General features: G+C 62.4%; 13 protein-coding genes, 1 tRNA gene and 1 pseudogene. 8 read left to right on the forward strand and 7 right to left on the reverse strand.

The genetic code is table 11. The annotated features are described in order from the left end of the window. Positions 1 to 187 (forward strand): annotated as a pseudogene (locus WBQ77_RS07790) (hypothetical protein); the annotation flags it as partial. Between the two features lie 23 nt (positions 188 to 210). Here WBQ77_RS07790 and WBQ77_RS07795 read toward each other — a convergent pair. Beyond that, positions 211 to 287: transfer RNA gene (locus WBQ77_RS07795), tRNA-Ile, on the reverse strand. A gap of 173 nt (positions 288 to 460) precedes the next feature. Between WBQ77_RS07795 and WBQ77_RS07800 the strand changes: the two genes are divergently transcribed. Beyond that, positions 461 to 1174 (forward strand): SIMPL domain-containing protein, encoded by a 714-nt coding sequence (locus WBQ77_RS07800; RefSeq protein WP_424059685.1) that lies wholly within the window; start codon positions 461 to 463, stop codon positions 1172 to 1174. A gap of 106 nt (positions 1175 to 1280) precedes the next feature. After that, positions 1281 to 3347: a protein-L-isoaspartate(D-aspartate) O-methyltransferase gene (locus WBQ77_RS07805; protein ID WP_424059704.1), complete on the forward strand. Its 2067-nt coding sequence runs from the start codon at positions 1281 to 1283 to the stop codon at positions 3345 to 3347. Positions 3348 to 3366: 19 nt separating this feature from the next. On the opposite strand, the gene panD is transcribed toward WBQ77_RS07805, so the two are convergent. After that, positions 3367 to 3723 (reverse strand): aspartate 1-decarboxylase, encoded by a 357-nt coding sequence (gene panD / locus WBQ77_RS07810; RefSeq protein WP_424043324.1) that lies wholly within the window; start codon positions 3721 to 3723, stop codon positions 3367 to 3369. A 166-nt stretch (positions 3724 to 3889) separates the two neighbouring features. Then, on the reverse strand, positions 3890 to 5206 hold the full coding sequence (locus WBQ77_RS07815; RefSeq protein WP_424059687.1) for an adenylate/guanylate cyclase domain-containing protein: 1317 nt from the start codon (positions 5204 to 5206) through the stop codon (positions 3890 to 3892). Positions 5207 to 5460: 254 nt separating this feature from the next. Here WBQ77_RS07815 and WBQ77_RS07820 point away from each other — a divergent pair, with 254 nt between their 5' ends. Further along, positions 5461 to 6030: an N-acetyltransferase family protein gene (locus tag WBQ77_RS07820; protein WP_424059689.1), complete on the forward strand. Its 570-nt coding sequence runs from the start codon at positions 5461 to 5463 to the stop codon at positions 6028 to 6030. Positions 6031 to 6274: 244 nt separating this feature from the next. Here WBQ77_RS07820 and WBQ77_RS07825 read toward each other — a convergent pair whose 3' ends face one another. The 3 genes from WBQ77_RS07825 to rpoD form a co-directional block, all read right to left on the reverse strand. Further along, the gene (locus WBQ77_RS07825; protein ID WP_424043327.1) at positions 6275 to 6979 is read right to left on the reverse strand and encodes a zinc metallopeptidase; all 705 of its coding nucleotides are present in this window, start codon (positions 6977 to 6979) and stop codon (positions 6275 to 6277) included. A 136-nt stretch (positions 6980 to 7115) separates the two neighbouring features. Further along, positions 7116 to 7925: a DUF4239 domain-containing protein gene (locus WBQ77_RS07830; protein ID WP_424043573.1), complete on the reverse strand. Its 810-nt coding sequence runs from the start codon at positions 7923 to 7925 to the stop codon at positions 7116 to 7118. A gap of 173 nt (positions 7926 to 8098) precedes the next feature. Next, a complete protein-coding gene (gene rpoD, locus WBQ77_RS07835; RefSeq protein WP_424043571.1) occupies positions 8099 to 10126 on the reverse strand; it encodes an RNA polymerase sigma factor RpoD in 2028 nt (675 codons plus the stop codon). A 498-nt stretch (positions 10127 to 10624) separates the two neighbouring features. Between rpoD and WBQ77_RS07840 the strand changes: the two genes are divergently transcribed. Further along, entirely contained in the window at positions 10625 to 10990 is a 366-nt protein-coding gene (locus WBQ77_RS07840; protein WP_424043568.1) for an ArsR/SmtB family transcription factor, read from the forward strand. Then, positions 10983 to 11477, forward strand: a complete 495-nt coding sequence (locus WBQ77_RS07845; RefSeq protein ID WP_424043566.1) for an SRPBCC family protein — start codon at positions 10983 to 10985, stop codon at positions 11475 to 11477. Before WBQ77_RS07840 ends, WBQ77_RS07845 begins: the two co-directional genes overlap by 8 nt. A 63-nt stretch (positions 11478 to 11540) precedes the next feature. On the opposite strand, the gene dnaG is transcribed toward WBQ77_RS07845, so the two are convergent. Further along, complete coding sequence (dnaG, locus tag WBQ77_RS07850) at positions 11541 to 13460, reverse strand: DNA primase (protein WP_424043565.1); 1920 nt, start codon at positions 13458 to 13460, stop codon at positions 11541 to 11543. A gap of 147 nt (positions 13461 to 13607) precedes the next feature. On the opposite strand from dnaG, the gene WBQ77_RS07855 reads away from it, so the two are divergent. After that, positions 13608 to 14135 carry a transporter suffix domain-containing protein gene (locus tag WBQ77_RS07855; protein ID WP_424043563.1) on the forward strand — a complete coding sequence of 176 codons (528 nt, stop codon included), beginning with the start codon at positions 13608 to 13610 and terminating at the stop codon, positions 14133 to 14135. 144 nt (positions 14136 to 14279) lie between these two features. After that, positions 14280 to 14588, forward strand: coding sequence for a hypothetical protein (locus tag WBQ77_RS07860; RefSeq protein ID WP_424059691.1), 309 nt, complete (start codon positions 14280 to 14282; stop codon positions 14586 to 14588). Positions 14589 to 14717 lie beyond the last annotated feature (129 nt).

Here is a 14717-nt window from a genome sequence, read left to right on the forward strand (position 1 = left end):
GGCTTCATTGCTTGCCACCAGTATGGTGAAAGATGCCTACGGCATCGAAGGCAGCGACATCCGCATCGGCGCAGACATCCTGGTCCGCGCGGCGCTGTCCGATGAGTTCGCTAATGCGTCGGGCAAAATCTACGACAAGGACGCACCTTCCCATCCCGTGCGGGATTCAGAGCGGAAAAAGCAATAAAAACAAAGCCTTTTTTTCGGAAATGGTGGGCCCGGGAGGGCTCGAACCTCCAACCAGACGGTTATGAGCCGTCGGCTCTAACCAATTGAGCTACGGGCCCCCAATGCGCGAATGCCGCATGATAATCCAGAAGTGACAATCCGCAGCAAACGAGTCGCGGATGACGGAGCCTCGCCTTGTAGAGCTTTCTGCCCCATCTCACAATTCCGCCTCATAGCAGATTCTTTATAAGGCCCAAATTCGAGAACCAACCCGAAAAGTCCGGAGATCCCTATGACTCTCGCCGCCTCTCTAAGGTTCGTCGTACCTGCGCTCGCCATTCTGGCGGCTTCTGCTCCCATGTCGGCCACAGCGGCGCCTGCCAAACGGTCCATCTCGCTGTCGGCCTCTGGCATGGTGAAGGCTGCGCCCGACATGGCCAGCATTACGACCGGCGTGACCTCAGAAGGCCAAACCGCGCAAGACGCCCTGTCGAAGAACACGAACGCAATGACCGAGGTCGTCGGCACGCTGAAAGAGACCGGTATCGAGCCGAAGGACATCCAGACGACAGACTTCAACGTATCGCCGGTCTATGAGCAGAAAAAAAATGGGCAGGCCGCGTTCGTCACAGGTTACCGGGTCAGCAACAAGGTCCACATCATCGTGCGCGATACCAAGAAGCTTGGTGACGTGTTGGACAAGGTGGTGGCGGCAGGCGCAAACCAGATCGGCTCGATCAGCTTTGGCATCGCGAAGCCCGAAAAGCTGAAGGACGAGGCCCGAAAGCTCGCCATGCGGAACGCCATCGACAATGCTAAGCTTTATGCGGACGCGGCCGGCATCGAACTCGGCCCCGTCATGACCATCGCCGAGGACAACGGCTTCACCCCGCGACCCTACAGGGGGCGGGCTGCGCCCATGATGGCCGAAGCAAGCCCCGTCCCGGTCGAGGGCGGTACGCTGTCGGTGGAAGCCAAAATTCGGGTCACGTGGGAGCTGAGATAGGGCCGACTTGGACCTGCTCACTTCTTGAGGCGCCCAGCGCTCGCGGCCTTTCCCTGATCAAAATCAAGGCCGGATCCGGCGGACTCGTGTAGTCTATCTTCCAATGATGTCCGCTCTCGGAAGATCAACGGGCGATGAAGATATCCATGCCCACGATCGTGCCTTGATGGTCAACCGCCATCTTGAGGCCCGTGGAATCGTGGACGCCCACGTGCTCGCGGCGATGGCGCAGGTCCCGCGTGAAGCCTTCATATCAGAACCCCTGTCCGAGTTTGCCTATGAGGACTCGCCGCTGCCCATCGCGGCCGGGCAAACCATTTCGCAGCCCTATATTGTCGCCCGAATGATCGAGCTAGCCGAAATCCGTCCCGGGGACATCGTGCTTGAGGTGGGTGCAGGCTCCGGTTACGCCGCCGCCGTGATGAGCCGTATCGCCTCGTCCGTCTATGCGATCGAGCGCCATGAGGAACTCGCAAACCTGGCACGGGAACGAGAAGCGCGGCTCGGCTACCACAATTTGGAAATCATATGTGGCGACGGCACCAAGGGATGGCCCGATGAGGCGCCCTTCGACGCCATTGTCGTGTCGGCGGGCGGCCCGAAGGTTCCAGAGGCCTTGAAACAGCAGCTCGCAATCGGCGGGCGCCTCGTCATTCCCGTAGGCCGAGACCTACAGCAAACCTTGGTGCGCGTACGCCGCACGGGCGAGGCCACATTCGAGCAAGAGGATCATGGCGGCGTGACCTTCGTGCCGCTGATTGGAGAAGAGGGCTGGGGCGTCCCGGAGCAGGCGAAGGCGGAGACCAACGTCGACGCGGAAACGTCGGGCTTTGCCAATGGCCTGCAGATCCCCTCAACGCGGGCCGACGGTCTGCGCACGAGCCTGAGCCACGTGATGGCCAGCGCCGCCGAGCCGTTTGGCGACCTCACAGAACTCACCGCACTCACGGAACGCTTCGCTCATCACCGGGTCGTGCTTCTCGGTGAGGCGACGCATGGCACCGCCGAGTTTTACGACGCGCGCGCGCGGATCACGGAGATGCTTGTTGCACGACACGGTTTCAATGTCGTCGCGGTGGAGGCGGATTGGCCCGATGCATCGGTCTACGATTCCTTCGTACGGGACCTACCCGGGCCCGAAGTTCCGGCCGGGGCCTTTACCCGCTTCCCCGCCTGGATGTGGCGGAACGGGCAGGTCAACGATTTCCTCAGACGGCTGAAGGCAATCAACGAGACTATTTCCGACCCCGACCGGCGCGCGGGCTTTTACGGGCTCGATGTCTACAGTCTGGCGACATCGATCAGCGCCGTGCTCGGCTATCTCGACGACGTCGATCCCCAAACGGCACGCGTTGCACGCGAACGCTATGGCTGCCTTGCACCGTTCCGGTCGGACCCGGCGCGCTACGGCCGAATGGCTCTCTCGCGCGGCTATGCCGTATGCGAGAAGCCCGTCACCGACACGCTGGTCGATATGTTGAAGCAACGTCTCGGTTACCTTGCCCGGGACGGCAACGCCTTCTTCAACGCGGAGCAAAATGCTCGCATCGTGGTGGCGGCCGAGCAATATTATCGCATGATGTATTATGGCAGCGCGCGTTCGTGGAACCTGCGCGATCAACACATGTTCGATACGCTGGAGCGCGTGCTCGAGCATCGCGGCCCGGACTCCAAGGCCGTGGTCTGGGCTCATAATTCCCATATCGGTGATGCGAAGTTCACCGAAATGGGCCAAGTCCGCGGCGAATTGAATATCGGCCAGTTGGCCCGCGCGCGTTTCGGCGACGATTGCACGCTGATCGGTTTCGGTACCGATTGCGGCACTGTTGCCGCCGCCTCTAACTGGGACGAGCCCATGGAGATCAAGCGTGTGCGGCCTGCCCGCAACGACTCGTATGAGGGACGCGCGCGTGACGCCGGAATCGACGCGTTTCTTCTGGAGGTGGGCCCGGAGCAGAAGGACAGCGTCCGCGAGGCGCTTGCCGAACCCATGCTGGAACGGGCTATTGGGGTAATCTACCGGCCGGAGACGGAACTGCTGTCACACTATTTCCAAGCCGAACTCTCGAAGCAGTTCGATGCGTGGATCTGGTTCACGCAGACCGAGGCGGTCTCGGCTGAGCCGCAAGCCCATCCCCATGGGCCCGACGACACTTATCCATTTGGATTGTAGGCGCTTAAAGCCGCGGCGGCTAAGACGTCGAGACGATCTCGTTGCCCTCGCCCAGCAACACCACGGTCGGGTGGTAGTTGCGCGCCTCTTCGGCCGGGATCTGGCAATAGGCGACGATGATGACCATGTCGCCCTTCTGGACGAGACGGGCCGCGGCGCCGTTCACGGCGATTTCGGATGAGCCGCGTGGCGCCTCAATGGCATAGGTGGTGAAGCGCGCGCCCGTGTTGATATTCAGCACGTCGACCTGCTCATGGGGCAAGATGCCGGACGCATCCAGCAAGTCCCGATCGATACCGATCGAGCCTTCGTAATGCATATCGGCGCCGGTCACCGTGGCCCGGTGCAGCTTGGCCTTCAACATGGTCAGGAACACGTGCTCGCCCCAAGATTCCTACATGAATCCCAAGCAGACCCGATCGTGGGCCTATCGCTCTTGCCTGGGGATATAGAGTAAGTGCTGAAGTGTTGCAACGCAACAACCGCTCGAATCTGCGGTTTTCTACCCGCGGAATCTGACAACCTGGCGAAAATCGCCGCGCTCACTGGCCGTTAGCGGGCACAATCTCGACATTCTGCCGCAGCGCCCAGAGCCGCTTCGCCATGGGGATTCCCCGCAAATCGTGCAGGCCCATATCGTTCAGCCGCAGGCCGGACTCCGGGCTCGCCAGCCGCACCACCTGGTCCGTCGCCACGATGGGCTGGCCCAGCAGCTTCGACATGTCCTGGGTCCGGGCGACCTCGTTGACGGCCCGGCCGATGACGCCGAATTTCAAGCGCTCGCGCGTGCCCGCATTGCCGAACACCACGTCGCCGAAATGCACGCCGACGCCGAAATTGATCTTCACGGCGCATTTGCACGCCTCCGCCTTGGCCGCGGCCAACCGCTCCTGCGCCTTGAGCGCCGCCTGCAAGGCCGAGGTGGCGGCCGCCTCTTCGCCGGCCGTATTGGCGGGGAAGAAGGCGAGGATGGCGTCGCCCACGATATCGAGGACCTGACCGCCCTCCTCGATGACGGCGCCCGCCGCGCAATCGAAATAGACATTCAGCAGTTCGAGGAAGCCTTCCACCGAGAGCGAGTCCGCCAGCCCTGTCGAGTTCCGCAAATCGCTGTACCACAGCGCGGCGGCAAGCCGCTCGCCATCGCCGCGCTTGATCGTGCCAGACAGGATGCGCTCGCCGACTAGCGGCCCATGAAACGCATTGAGCGTGTTCTTGGCGATCTGGTCCTTGATCATCACCCGCAGCGCCAAAGACAGCGGCGCCAGGATCTGCTGCATGATGGAGATATCGCGCGCCGAGAACCCCGACGGCGATTTGGTCGACCAGGACAGCGCCAACCCATCGGTGGTGCCGACCTCCATCCGCCCCTCCCCGAAGGAGACCACGCGGGCGTAGTAACCGATGAAGCCTTCGTCGCGCAGGCGCTGCAGCAGCGGGAACTTGTCGACCTGCGCATCCCGATCGAGCCGTAAAGGCAGCTCCTGCACGTTCTCTTTGATCATCCAGTAGAACGGGCTCATCGTGAAATCCGGATTGTCCTCGGACAGGGCCTGGAAGTACTCGACCTCCACGCCGTGCTCGTCCGTCCAGGCGATGGTCATGCCGTCGAAGAGCGGATGCAGAATGCGAAAGCCTACCATCATCCGCGACAAGGGCACGCCCGCCGCCACCAGCCGCCCCATAACCGTCTGGATCAAGTCGGCGACAGGCCGATCCGTCAGCCCCGAAGCGATGATCGCATCGGCAATCTGACCGGACACGCAAGCGTCCGTATCCAGCGCGCCGGGCTCAGGTTGCGGGCTTCCTGCAGGGTCGTGAATCATCGCATCGCTCATGATGCGCACTTTATCACGCATCGCCGTGGCCGCATCGGGGCGGCGTCTCACATTTTTGTTTGCGCTACCGGCCTTCGGCCTACTTGAGCGCGGGCGTGTGGCGAAAGGCCGCTTGCCCCGCCCCAAAAACTTCACCATCCCGCCATGCCTTTTGCGCAAGCTATGCCTATCTTTTGACGCAAAAGCCGAGCGAATCGACGGCTCTAGAAAAAGGGACGAGGCGCCAAGGTCGGCCGGACGCTTAACGATCAACAAGCAGGTCAAACGACAGCACCATGGGCCAGTCAGCACCCATCTTCCCCTTGCGGGACCAGCTCAACGCCCGGGCGGTGACCATCGCCGGCAAGGACGGCCACCCCCATCTCGCGCGCCTGATCAACGAGGCCGACGCGGGCAGGCTCATGCGCTGCTACGACGCCATGACGGAGCGGGGAAGATGGTTCCGCATGCTCCACCACCTGCCCCATCTCTCCGAAGACATGGCGCAGGACTTCTGCAAGCCGGACCCGGAGCGCGACCTATGCATCGTGCTGGAGGGCGACGGGACGCTCAAAGGCGAGATCTTGGGTGGCGCGCGCATCACCGGCGCCAAGGACGGCAGAACCGCCGAATACTCCGTGACGCTCCGTCCCGAGGCGGAAGGGATCGGCCTCGCCCATAAGGCGCTCGCGCTCGTCTTCGCCGCCGCTAAGGAGATGGGCTACACCCAAATCTGGGGCGCGATCCACGCAGAGAACGGGCCCATGCTCCAGCTCGCACAGAGCCTCGACCTATACGTCCGCCGCGACCCCCATGACGCCAGCCTAATCGTGTCGGAAGCGGATTTGCAAATCGCGCTCAAGTAGCGCGAAGCGCGGTAGCGCAAAAAAACCCCGAAACTCTGCTTTCTGTCGTCATTGCCGGACGTGTTCCGGCAACCCATTGGGGACATGCCTCAACTGGCGACGCCCGAACGGCTGCGAACTTCAACAGACACGAAGCGTCCCACTACTCCCCGGCAGCCGCGCGTTCGGTGCGCGCATTGGTTAGATGAATTCGTCGATGAGCGCGGCCGTGCCGTTCAGGACCACGCTGAGCCGCGAAGCGGCCTCACCGGGAAGACGCAGAGGCGCTCCGGCCGCGGCCGAGCATCATTAACACGTAAAACAGCCAGACTCCGACCGCGGAGACGGCCGCGGCCACGTATGTCCAGGCCGCCGCGTCCAGCACCTTGTCGACGCCTTCAATCTGGTCTTCGCCGATGATGCCGTGGTTGACGAGCAGCTTTTTCGCCCGCGAGCTCGCATCGAACTCCACCGGCAATGTCAGCAGCGCGAAGAAGAAGGACGAGCCGAAAAGGATCACGCCGATCCAGGTTAGCGCGTTCATGTTCAGCATCAGCCCTGCGACGAACGCCCAGGGTGCGACTTGGGATGCGAGCTGCACCACAGGCACGATGTAGGTGCGCGCCTCCATAGGGAAGTAATCCTCCGCATCCTGAAGAGCGTGGCCCGTCTCATGGGCGGCGATGCCGGCGGCGGCGACGGACGGCGTATAATAGATCTGCTGGCTGAGCCGCAGGACCTTGGTGCGCGGGTCGTAATGATCAGAGAGCACGCCCTCGGTGGGTTCGACGTGTACGTCCTGCAGGCCTTGCGCATCGAGCAGGCGGCGGGCGACTTCCGCACCCGTGACACCGCGCGGCGTGGGTACTTGCGCGTATTTGGTGACGTTCGCCTTGATGCGCGCTTGCGCATACAAACCAAGCAACACGCCCGGGGCGACCAACAGCCAAAAGAGCGGATCTTCAAACATCGCGTTAATCCTTTCTCCCTCAAGGATGCGATGCGATCGGTGGCTTGTCCAGGAACGTCCAAGACCGACGGCTCAAGACGACTGTTCAAGACGCGCCGCAGCATGGGTGGCGCGGGAGCTCGGCGCCACGGCACCATTAAGACCCGCCGGCTTCGGTCTCTTTGTGCATGCGCGCGATGACAGCGTCGATGGCCTCGGCGCTCACAGGCTCGGGGCCCGAGAAGGGGTTGTTCAGATTGACGGCCAGAAGAAACGTCGCGCCAACGATGATGGCGAGCCCCGCGGTCATCAACACTTGGGGACCGATTTGCCGCGTGGCGAAGAAGGCGGGATAGGCGAGCGTGATGATACCGCCGAGGATCAGCACGGCCCAGACCAGCCGGGTCATTTTCCCGCCCACATCGGAGAGCCGCCAGATCCGGTAATCGGCCACGTCCTGCATCAGGCTGATGGCATGTTCGCGGCTCGGCAGCGAACCGATCTGCATCGCCCCGATTTGTCCGACGGTCCAGCTGAGCTTGGTATAGGCATCGGCGGCCGCCTCGCTACCCCGGACCCCTTGCCGCATCGCCGGCCAGTCCTTCTCGCGCACGGCGATAGCGTAGGTCTGGATCGCGGCGCGAATTTTCGCCCCGTCTTCCTTGGGAAAGTCGTAGCTGTTGCGGAAGACGTCGTAGAAGCGGCCGGCCTCCGCATGGATGTTCTGCTGGGTCTCGTCGAAATCTTCCCAGACGCTGACAACGACAAAGGCCAAGAGCACCGCATAGGCGACGCCCACCACGGCATATTTGAAACCGGCGACCTCTTGGTTCGAGACGATGAACTCGACGCCGAAAATCCAGCGGACCAGAAGCTGAAGCCCGACGCTGAAGACCACGCACACGCCGATAAAGAAGGCGGCGAGCATCCAGATCGGTAGCGCGTTAAGAAGTTCCAGTCCGGTCACGCGCACCCTCCCCTGTTTGGCATAGGTTAGTGCATGCCCGCACCTACCGCTACTCGGGGAGGTCTTGATTTGCGCTAACACGCTTCGCGCTGCTTGAGGTGCGCCAGTCGAAACGAAAATGCCCGGCACAAGGCCGGGCATGAAGTCGAAAATCCGATAAAGGTGCGAAGCGCCTAATTATCCAGGAAGCTCCGCAGCTTCCGCGAGCGGCTCGGGTGCTTCAGTTTCCTGAGCGCCTTGGCCTCGATTTGGCGGATGCGTTCGCGGGTCACTGAGAACTGCTGGCCGACTTCTTCGAGTGTGTGATCGGTGTTCATGCCGATGCCGAAGCGCATGCGCAGCACGCGCTCTTCGCGCGGCGTCAGTGAGGCCAGTACGCGCGTGGTGGTCTCGCGCAGGTTGGACTGGATCGCGGCGTCGATCGGGAGCACCGCGTTCTTGTCCTCGATGAAGTCGCCGAGATAGGAATCTTCCTCGTCGCCGATGGGCGTCTCGAGGCTGATGGGCTCCTTGGCGATCTTGAGGACCTTGCGCACCTTCTCCAGCGGCATGGCCAGCTTCTCAGCCAGCTCTTCAGGCGTCGGCTCGCGGCCGATCTCATGGAGCATCTGGCGGGACGTGCGCACGATCTTGTTGATGGTCTCGATCATGTGCACAGGGATGCGGATGGTGCGCGCCTGGTCCGCGATCGAGCGGGTGATCGCCTGGCGGATCCACCAGGTGGCATAGGTCGAGAACTTGTAGCCGCGGCGGTATTCGAACTTATCGACGGCCTTCATCAGGCCGATATTGCCTTCCTGGATGAGATCTAGGAATTGCAGACCGCGATTGGTGTATTTCTTGGCGATGGAGATCACGAGGCGCAGGTTTGCCTCCACCATCTCCTTCTTGGCCTGGCGCGCTTCGCGCTCGCCCTTCTGCACGATGGAAACGATGCGGCGGAACTCGGCGATCTGCAGGCCGGTCTCGGTGGCAAGCTGGTGGATTTCCGATCGCAGCTCCTTCACGAGCCCGCGCTCGTCGCGAATGAAATCGGCCCAGCCCTTTTTCTTCAGGCGGCCCACGCGCCGCAGCCAGTTGGGGTCGAGCTCGTTGCCCTGATACTCGGAGATGAAGTCCTCGCGCTTCACGCCATAGCCTTCGGCGAGGCGGAGCAGACGGCCCTCATAGCCCATGAGCTTCTTGTTGATGAGGTAAAGCGTCTCGACCAGGGTCTCGATGCGGTTGGCATTTAGCTGGAGGGATTTCACCTCGACGACGATCTCGTCCTTCAGCTGCTTGTAGCGGCGATGCTGGCTCGTGGAGAGGTCTTCGTTCTTCAGCGCCTTCTCGACCTGCTGGTCCTGGAGCCTGCGGAGCTTCTTGTAGTTGCTGGCGACGAGGTCGAAGGTTTCGAGAACCTGCGGCTTCAGCTCGGCTTCCATGGCCGCAAGCGAGAGCGAGTTCTCCATATCGTCGTCGTCATCGTCCTCGTTCGAGGCCTCTTCATCCTCGCCGTCCTTGTCCTCATCATCGTCCTTGCCGTTGGCCTTGGACACGCCGTCCTCCGCGCCGTCGGCCTTGCCCTCTTCCGCCTCGGGCTCTTCGCCCGGCAGCGGCTGAGAGGGCACCTGCTTGGCGTCAGGGCCCTGATAGGTGGCTTCGAGGTCAATGATGTCGCGGAGCAGAATCTTGCCTTCGTTCAGCTCGTCGCGCCAGATAATGATAGCCTGGAAGGTGAGCGGGCTTTCGCAGAGCCCCGCGATCATCGCTTCGCGGCCGGCCTCGATGCGCTTGGCGATGGCGATTTCGCCCTCGCGGGACAGAAGCTCCACCGAGCCCATCTCGCGCAAATACATGCGGACCGGATCGTCCGTGCGTTCGGCGGGCTCGCGCGTGGTGGTCTCGGGCTTGGCCACGGCGGACTGTGCGACGACGGCCTTGCCGCCCTCGCCTTCCGTGTTCTCGCCTTCCTCAGCATCTTCTGAGTCGATCACATTGATGCCCATGTCGGAGAGCATGGACATCGTGTCCTCGATTTGCTCGGACGACACCTCTTCGGAGGGCAGCACTTCGTTCAGCTCGTCATAGGTTACAAAGCCGCGCTGCTTCGCCGTCTTGATAAGTTTCTTGACGGCGGCGTCGGACATGTCAAGGACCGGTCCGTCCTGGGACGGGGTCTCGGTCTCTTGCTCTTCGGCTTGGGCGGTCTTTGTGGCCATTCGTGTCACTCCGTGGCGCGCGCGAAATGGGGGCGCCAATATGTCGACGGGAAGCGCGGGATGCGCCTCGGCTCTCGTCTGCTTCAGCCATGCCTGTCGAAGGCTAAAGCCTTTTCAGTTGTGTCTGGTTCCGCCCAACCCTCCGGCCGGACCAGAAGCGATTAACGGGCTCATCCTTAATCGTCAATTAAGCATGCGCCATTTGCGAGCGGCTTTTTCCGCCCGGAAACCCTCAATCCCGGGAATTTCCCCGGTTTTTACCCGGAAAACCGGGAATTTCTCAAAGACGCGGGCACGGCGCAAAGAACGCGCGCTCACAAGCATCTAACATCTGAAGTATGGGGATGACTTGGCGAGCGGCGCGCGCCCTGTCAAGACCGCAAACCGCGCACCCGGCTGGTTTTTTCGCGGCTCGCGAAACTGTGGCCGGTGGCGTCCTCGTTCAACCTCCCCACGACCGCGTTGACGCCGTCGCCGCGCTAATATAACTAACTGGTTATGAAACGGGCTGCGTACCACAACGAACTGGATGCCGTTTTCGCCGCGCTCGCGGACCCCACCCGCCGCGCGATCCTCTCGCAGCTGGCTGCGGGGGACGCGTCGGTGAACGAACTGCGTGCACCGTTCGCCATGAGCCAGCCGGCGATTTCGAAACACCTCAAAGTCCTCGAACGTGCCGGATTGATCGAACGTGCCGTGGACCGACAGCGCAGGCCTGCGCGCCTCAAAGCCGCGCCCATGGCCGAGGCCGTGCGCTGGCTCGAAGAGTTCGAACAGTTCTGGGCCGGAAGTTTCGATCAGCTCGACAATTTGCCGCAAGACTTGAAACAGAGCCGAACCAAGAGGGAATCCGACAATGAGTGATATACCGACCTATATGCTGGAGCGCGTCTTCGATGCGCCGCGCCACCTCGTTTGGCGTACCTGGACCGAACCGGACTTGGTGGCGCGCTGGTATGGTCCCAACGTGGAGACGGTCATCCATTGTCTCGATGTGGCGCCTGGTGGCCTCTGGCTTGTCGAAATGAAGTGGGGCGACACGTCGAAATACGAGCGCGTCGAATATAAGGAAGTCGACCCCCCCGCCCGCTTGGTCTGGCTGCAATCTACTGCGGATGCAGAGTTCAATGCCGCACCAAATCTAATGATGCCCGATTGGCCGCGCGTCCTGCACGCGGTCGTGACCTTCGAGGAAGTGGGCGGGCAGACGAAGCTGCGCCTTGTTTGGACCCCCTTTGAGGCCACCGATGCCGAGCTTGCGTGCTTTGCGGGCGCAATTGCCAATCTGGACAAAGGCTGGGGCGCAGGGATGGCGATCCTCGAACAGCTCCTGGCGGAACTGCAGTCTTAGCCTACCAGCGGACGCGCATGCCGGCTCTTTCGGGCGCTACCGGCCTTCGGCTTACTTGAGCGCTCAGCGGCCGCTTCCGCGGCGGCGTCCCTTCGACAGGGGCTTTTTCTTCAGGCGGGCGAGCGTATCCTGAAAGCGCTGCTTGGCGTCGCGCATGGCCGCGTCGTCGGTGTCTTGCTTGAGACCCACACTCGCCACCTCCTGCTGCAAGACGGCGAAACGCTCGAAGTCCGCTTCGGACATGTCGGCGAGGCCTTCCGCGTTCTCAGCGATCTCGCGGGTGAGCGTGGGGAGCGCCCGCCAGCGGTAGAGGATATCGGTGAACTGGTCTTCCACCTCGTCGGGAAGTGCCTCAGGCTTCAGGAAGGCGAGCCGCGTGTACGCGCTTTCCCAGAACAGCCGGTCCAGCAGCGGCCCGTGCGGGCCATCGCGCAAGGAGGCGATCAACGCATCGCGCGAGATCGAGGGGTTATCGAAAATGGCCCGCGAGCCTGCGGCGAGCAGCGCGGACACCTTCTTGTCCGGCACCTCCACGCTGGCGATCTCCTCGGCGAACCGGTCGAGAAGCCACGGATGATTCACGAGCGCCAGGGTGACGATGGCGCCGAAACCGTAAGCCGTGGGCGGCGGTAGCGCCTCGTGGCGAAGGGGCTTCGCCCCATTCCGTTGGCCTGACTGTTGGCCGGGCCTGCTCCCTTTACGCTCGCGCTGCTGTGGACGCCAGAGCTCGAACAGCCGGTTCTTGACCTCGCGGCGGTAATGCTCGCGCACCCGGACGTTCTCGATCTCGGTCAGCAGCGTCTCGAGCCGGACCTCAAACGCCGCGCGCCGCTCAGGCGTGTCGATGGCGCCGGCGCGCATCTCGCGCCGCCAGACCATGTCAATCAGCGGCATGGCGTTCTTGAGATAGGCCGAGAATGCCGAGGGTCCGGCGCTCCGCACGAGGTCGTCCGGGTCCTGGCCTTGGGGCAGGAAGGCGTAGCGGAAGGAATGGCCTTCACGCAGCACGGGCAGCATGCGGTCCACGGCCCGCGCCGCCGCCGCCTCGCCCGCCCGGTCGCCGTCGAAGCAGATCACGGGCTCGGGCGCGAGCTGCCAGAGCTGCTCCATCTGCCGCGCGGTAAAGGCAGTACCGAGTGTCGCCACCGCGTTCTTGAACCCGGCCTGGTGGAGCGCGATCACATCCATATAGCCTTCCGTGACGATCAGCTCGCCCTTGTCGAAAGCGGAGCTGCGGGCACGCGCGAAATTGAACACCGTTGAGCCCTTGTCGAAGAGCCGCGTCTCAGGCGAGTTCAGATATTTGGGCTGGACGTCGGGGCTCAGCGCGCGGGCGCCGAAGGCGATCACCCGAGATTTGATGTCGAGGATCGGGATCGTCAGCCGGTCGCGGAAGCGGTCATAGGTGGGCCGCCCATCGTCGGGCTTGATGACAAGGCCCGCGTCCAGGAGCTGCGGCTCGGTGAAGCCCTTCTTCAGAAGTGCAGCTTTGAGCGTATCGCGCCCCCCCGGAGCGAAGCCGATGCGGAACTCGGTGATCGTATCCCGCGAAAGCCCCCGGCCTTCGGCGTAGGCGAGCGCGTCACGCCCGGGGCCAGACTGCAAGGCCTGCTCGAACAGCTTGGCGGCCGCTTCGAGCGTGTCCATGAGCCCGAGCCGCTCCTTGACCGTGCGCTCATACTGGGGATCGGGCGCCGGCATCGGCAGGCCCGCCTCGCCCGCCAGCCGCTCAACCGCTTCGGGGAAGCTCAAACCCTCGGTTTCCATCACGAAGCGGAAAATGTCGCCGTGCTGCCCCGAGGAGAAGCAGTGATAGAAGCCCTTCTGATCGTTCACGGTGAAGGATGGAGTCTTCTCCTTGTTGAAGGGAGACAGCCCTTTGAATTCACGCCCTGCCCGCTTTAGCTGCACGCGGCGCGACACGACCTGGCTCACAGGGAGCCGGGCACGGACCTCATCCAAGAACGAATCTGAGAACTTCATTTCAGTGACAGTGGGGCTTCAGCCGGGTCAAAGCGCGGCGCGATTCCTACTCATCACCACTATCCACTGTTTGGAACGAATTGTGAACACGCGATCGTGCCCGCGCCGCCGTGCTAAGCTCTTGCGTTTAAAGGAGGCGACGGAGACATGGCTGAGGCGGAAAACGGTGCCGAGACCGCACTCGTTGCGGGCGTACGCTTTTATGCAGGCGTGGCCCTATTCGCATTGAGCCTGATCGGGCCGTTCGTCTCCATCCCGCTTCTGGGAGTCTTGGGCTACTCAACCGCGACGATTGCCTCTCTTTCGGCCGGCATCCTTGTGGGCGCCGAGGTCTTGCTCGTCGCGGCCGCCGCGATCATGGGAAAAAGCGGCTACACCTTTATCAAGAGCAAGGTGTTTGGCGCCTTGAAGCGCTATGGCGCGCCTGCCGAGGTGAGCCTCACCCGGTATCGGATCGGGCTCGTCTTTTTCGTCCTTCCACTCCTTCTGGGCTTCGTCTCGCCCTACGCCAAAAGCCTGATCCCGTTCTTCGAGGGCAACGAACTTTGGTTTGCGCTAGGCGGCGATCTCGTTCTGCTTATTGGGCTGTTCATTCTCGGCGGAGCCTTTTGGGACAAGCTGCGCGCACTGTTCGTGCACGGAGCGAAGGCGGTTTTCCCCCAGACATCGCCGTGACCCTCGGAATGTCGAGTTCCGGACGCACTCGAAGCACGTTGGCGCCATAGAACTGGCACGCAGCTTCACTGCGTAGGATGGATGCGCGGCAGGAATGGCTCTAGCCTGAGCAATATCATTACGAAAATCGCTGGTGCAGTTTGGATGATCGCGGGTCTCGCCACGGTGTGGTTGCCGATCCCCAGGGGTCTCATCTTGATGGTCATCGGGCTCACCCTGCTTGTTGCCAGCAGCCCCACCATCGCCGCCTGGGCCCGGCTTCTGCGCCGGCGGAACGCGGGGCTTGATGACCAACTCAATCGCGCCGAGTCCTATCTTCCTATGCAGATGCAGCGGGTGCTCGCAAAAACCAAGCCGAATAGGACCAAGGCCGAACCCGCCATGCCGAAGGACGGGCCATCCAAGCGGCCCGGCTTTGACGCGCGCGCCGGCTGTCAGCCGGAAGCCTCCTAGAAGCACCTCCAGAGCAAAAACCTATATTTTCTGGTGGGTGAACATCTCGCCATTGATGTGCCGCAAGGCTGTACCCGCCTATAATAGAGACTATGGCGGCGCGATGGTCGCAGCGGCCAATACTGGGAG

Origin of the sequence: Methyloceanibacter sp., from assembly GCF_049590335.1 — a bacterium.
Taxonomy (GTDB): Bacteria; Pseudomonadota; Alphaproteobacteria; order Rhizobiales; family Methyloligellaceae; genus Methyloceanibacter.

Coding starts and splice junctions, on each gene's coding strand:
- rpoD (WP_424043571.1), bottom strand. CDS start 10,126: ATGGCCACAAAGACCGCCCAAGCCGAAGAGCAAGAGACCGAGACCCCG.
- WBQ77_RS07825 (WP_424043327.1), bottom strand. CDS start 6,979: ATGTTTGAAGATCCGCTCTTTTGGCTGTTGGTCGCCCCGGGCGTGTTG.
- dnaG (WP_424043565.1), bottom strand. CDS start 13,460: ATGAAGTTCTCAGATTCGTTCTTGGATGAGGTCCGTGCCCGGCTCCCT.
- WBQ77_RS07805 (WP_424059704.1), top strand. CDS start 1,281: ATGTCCGCTCTCGGAAGATCAACGGGCGATGAAGATATCCATGCCCAC.
- WBQ77_RS07800 (WP_424059685.1), top strand. CDS start 461: ATGACTCTCGCCGCCTCTCTAAGGTTCGTCGTACCTGCGCTCGCCATT.
- WBQ77_RS07820 (WP_424059689.1), top strand. CDS start 5,461: ATGGGCCAGTCAGCACCCATCTTCCCCTTGCGGGACCAGCTCAACGCC.
- WBQ77_RS07860 (WP_424059691.1), top strand. CDS start 14,280: ATGATCGCGGGTCTCGCCACGGTGTGGTTGCCGATCCCCAGGGGTCTC.
- WBQ77_RS07815 (WP_424059687.1), bottom strand. CDS start 5,206: ATGCGTGATAAAGTGCGCATCATGAGCGATGCGATGATTCACGACCCT.
- WBQ77_RS07845 (WP_424043566.1), top strand. CDS start 10,983: ATGAGTGATATACCGACCTATATGCTGGAGCGCGTCTTCGATGCGCCG.
- WBQ77_RS07855 (WP_424043563.1), top strand. CDS start 13,608: ATGGCTGAGGCGGAAAACGGTGCCGAGACCGCACTCGTTGCGGGCGTA.
- WBQ77_RS07840 (WP_424043568.1), top strand. CDS start 10,625: ATGAAACGGGCTGCGTACCACAACGAACTGGATGCCGTTTTCGCCGCG.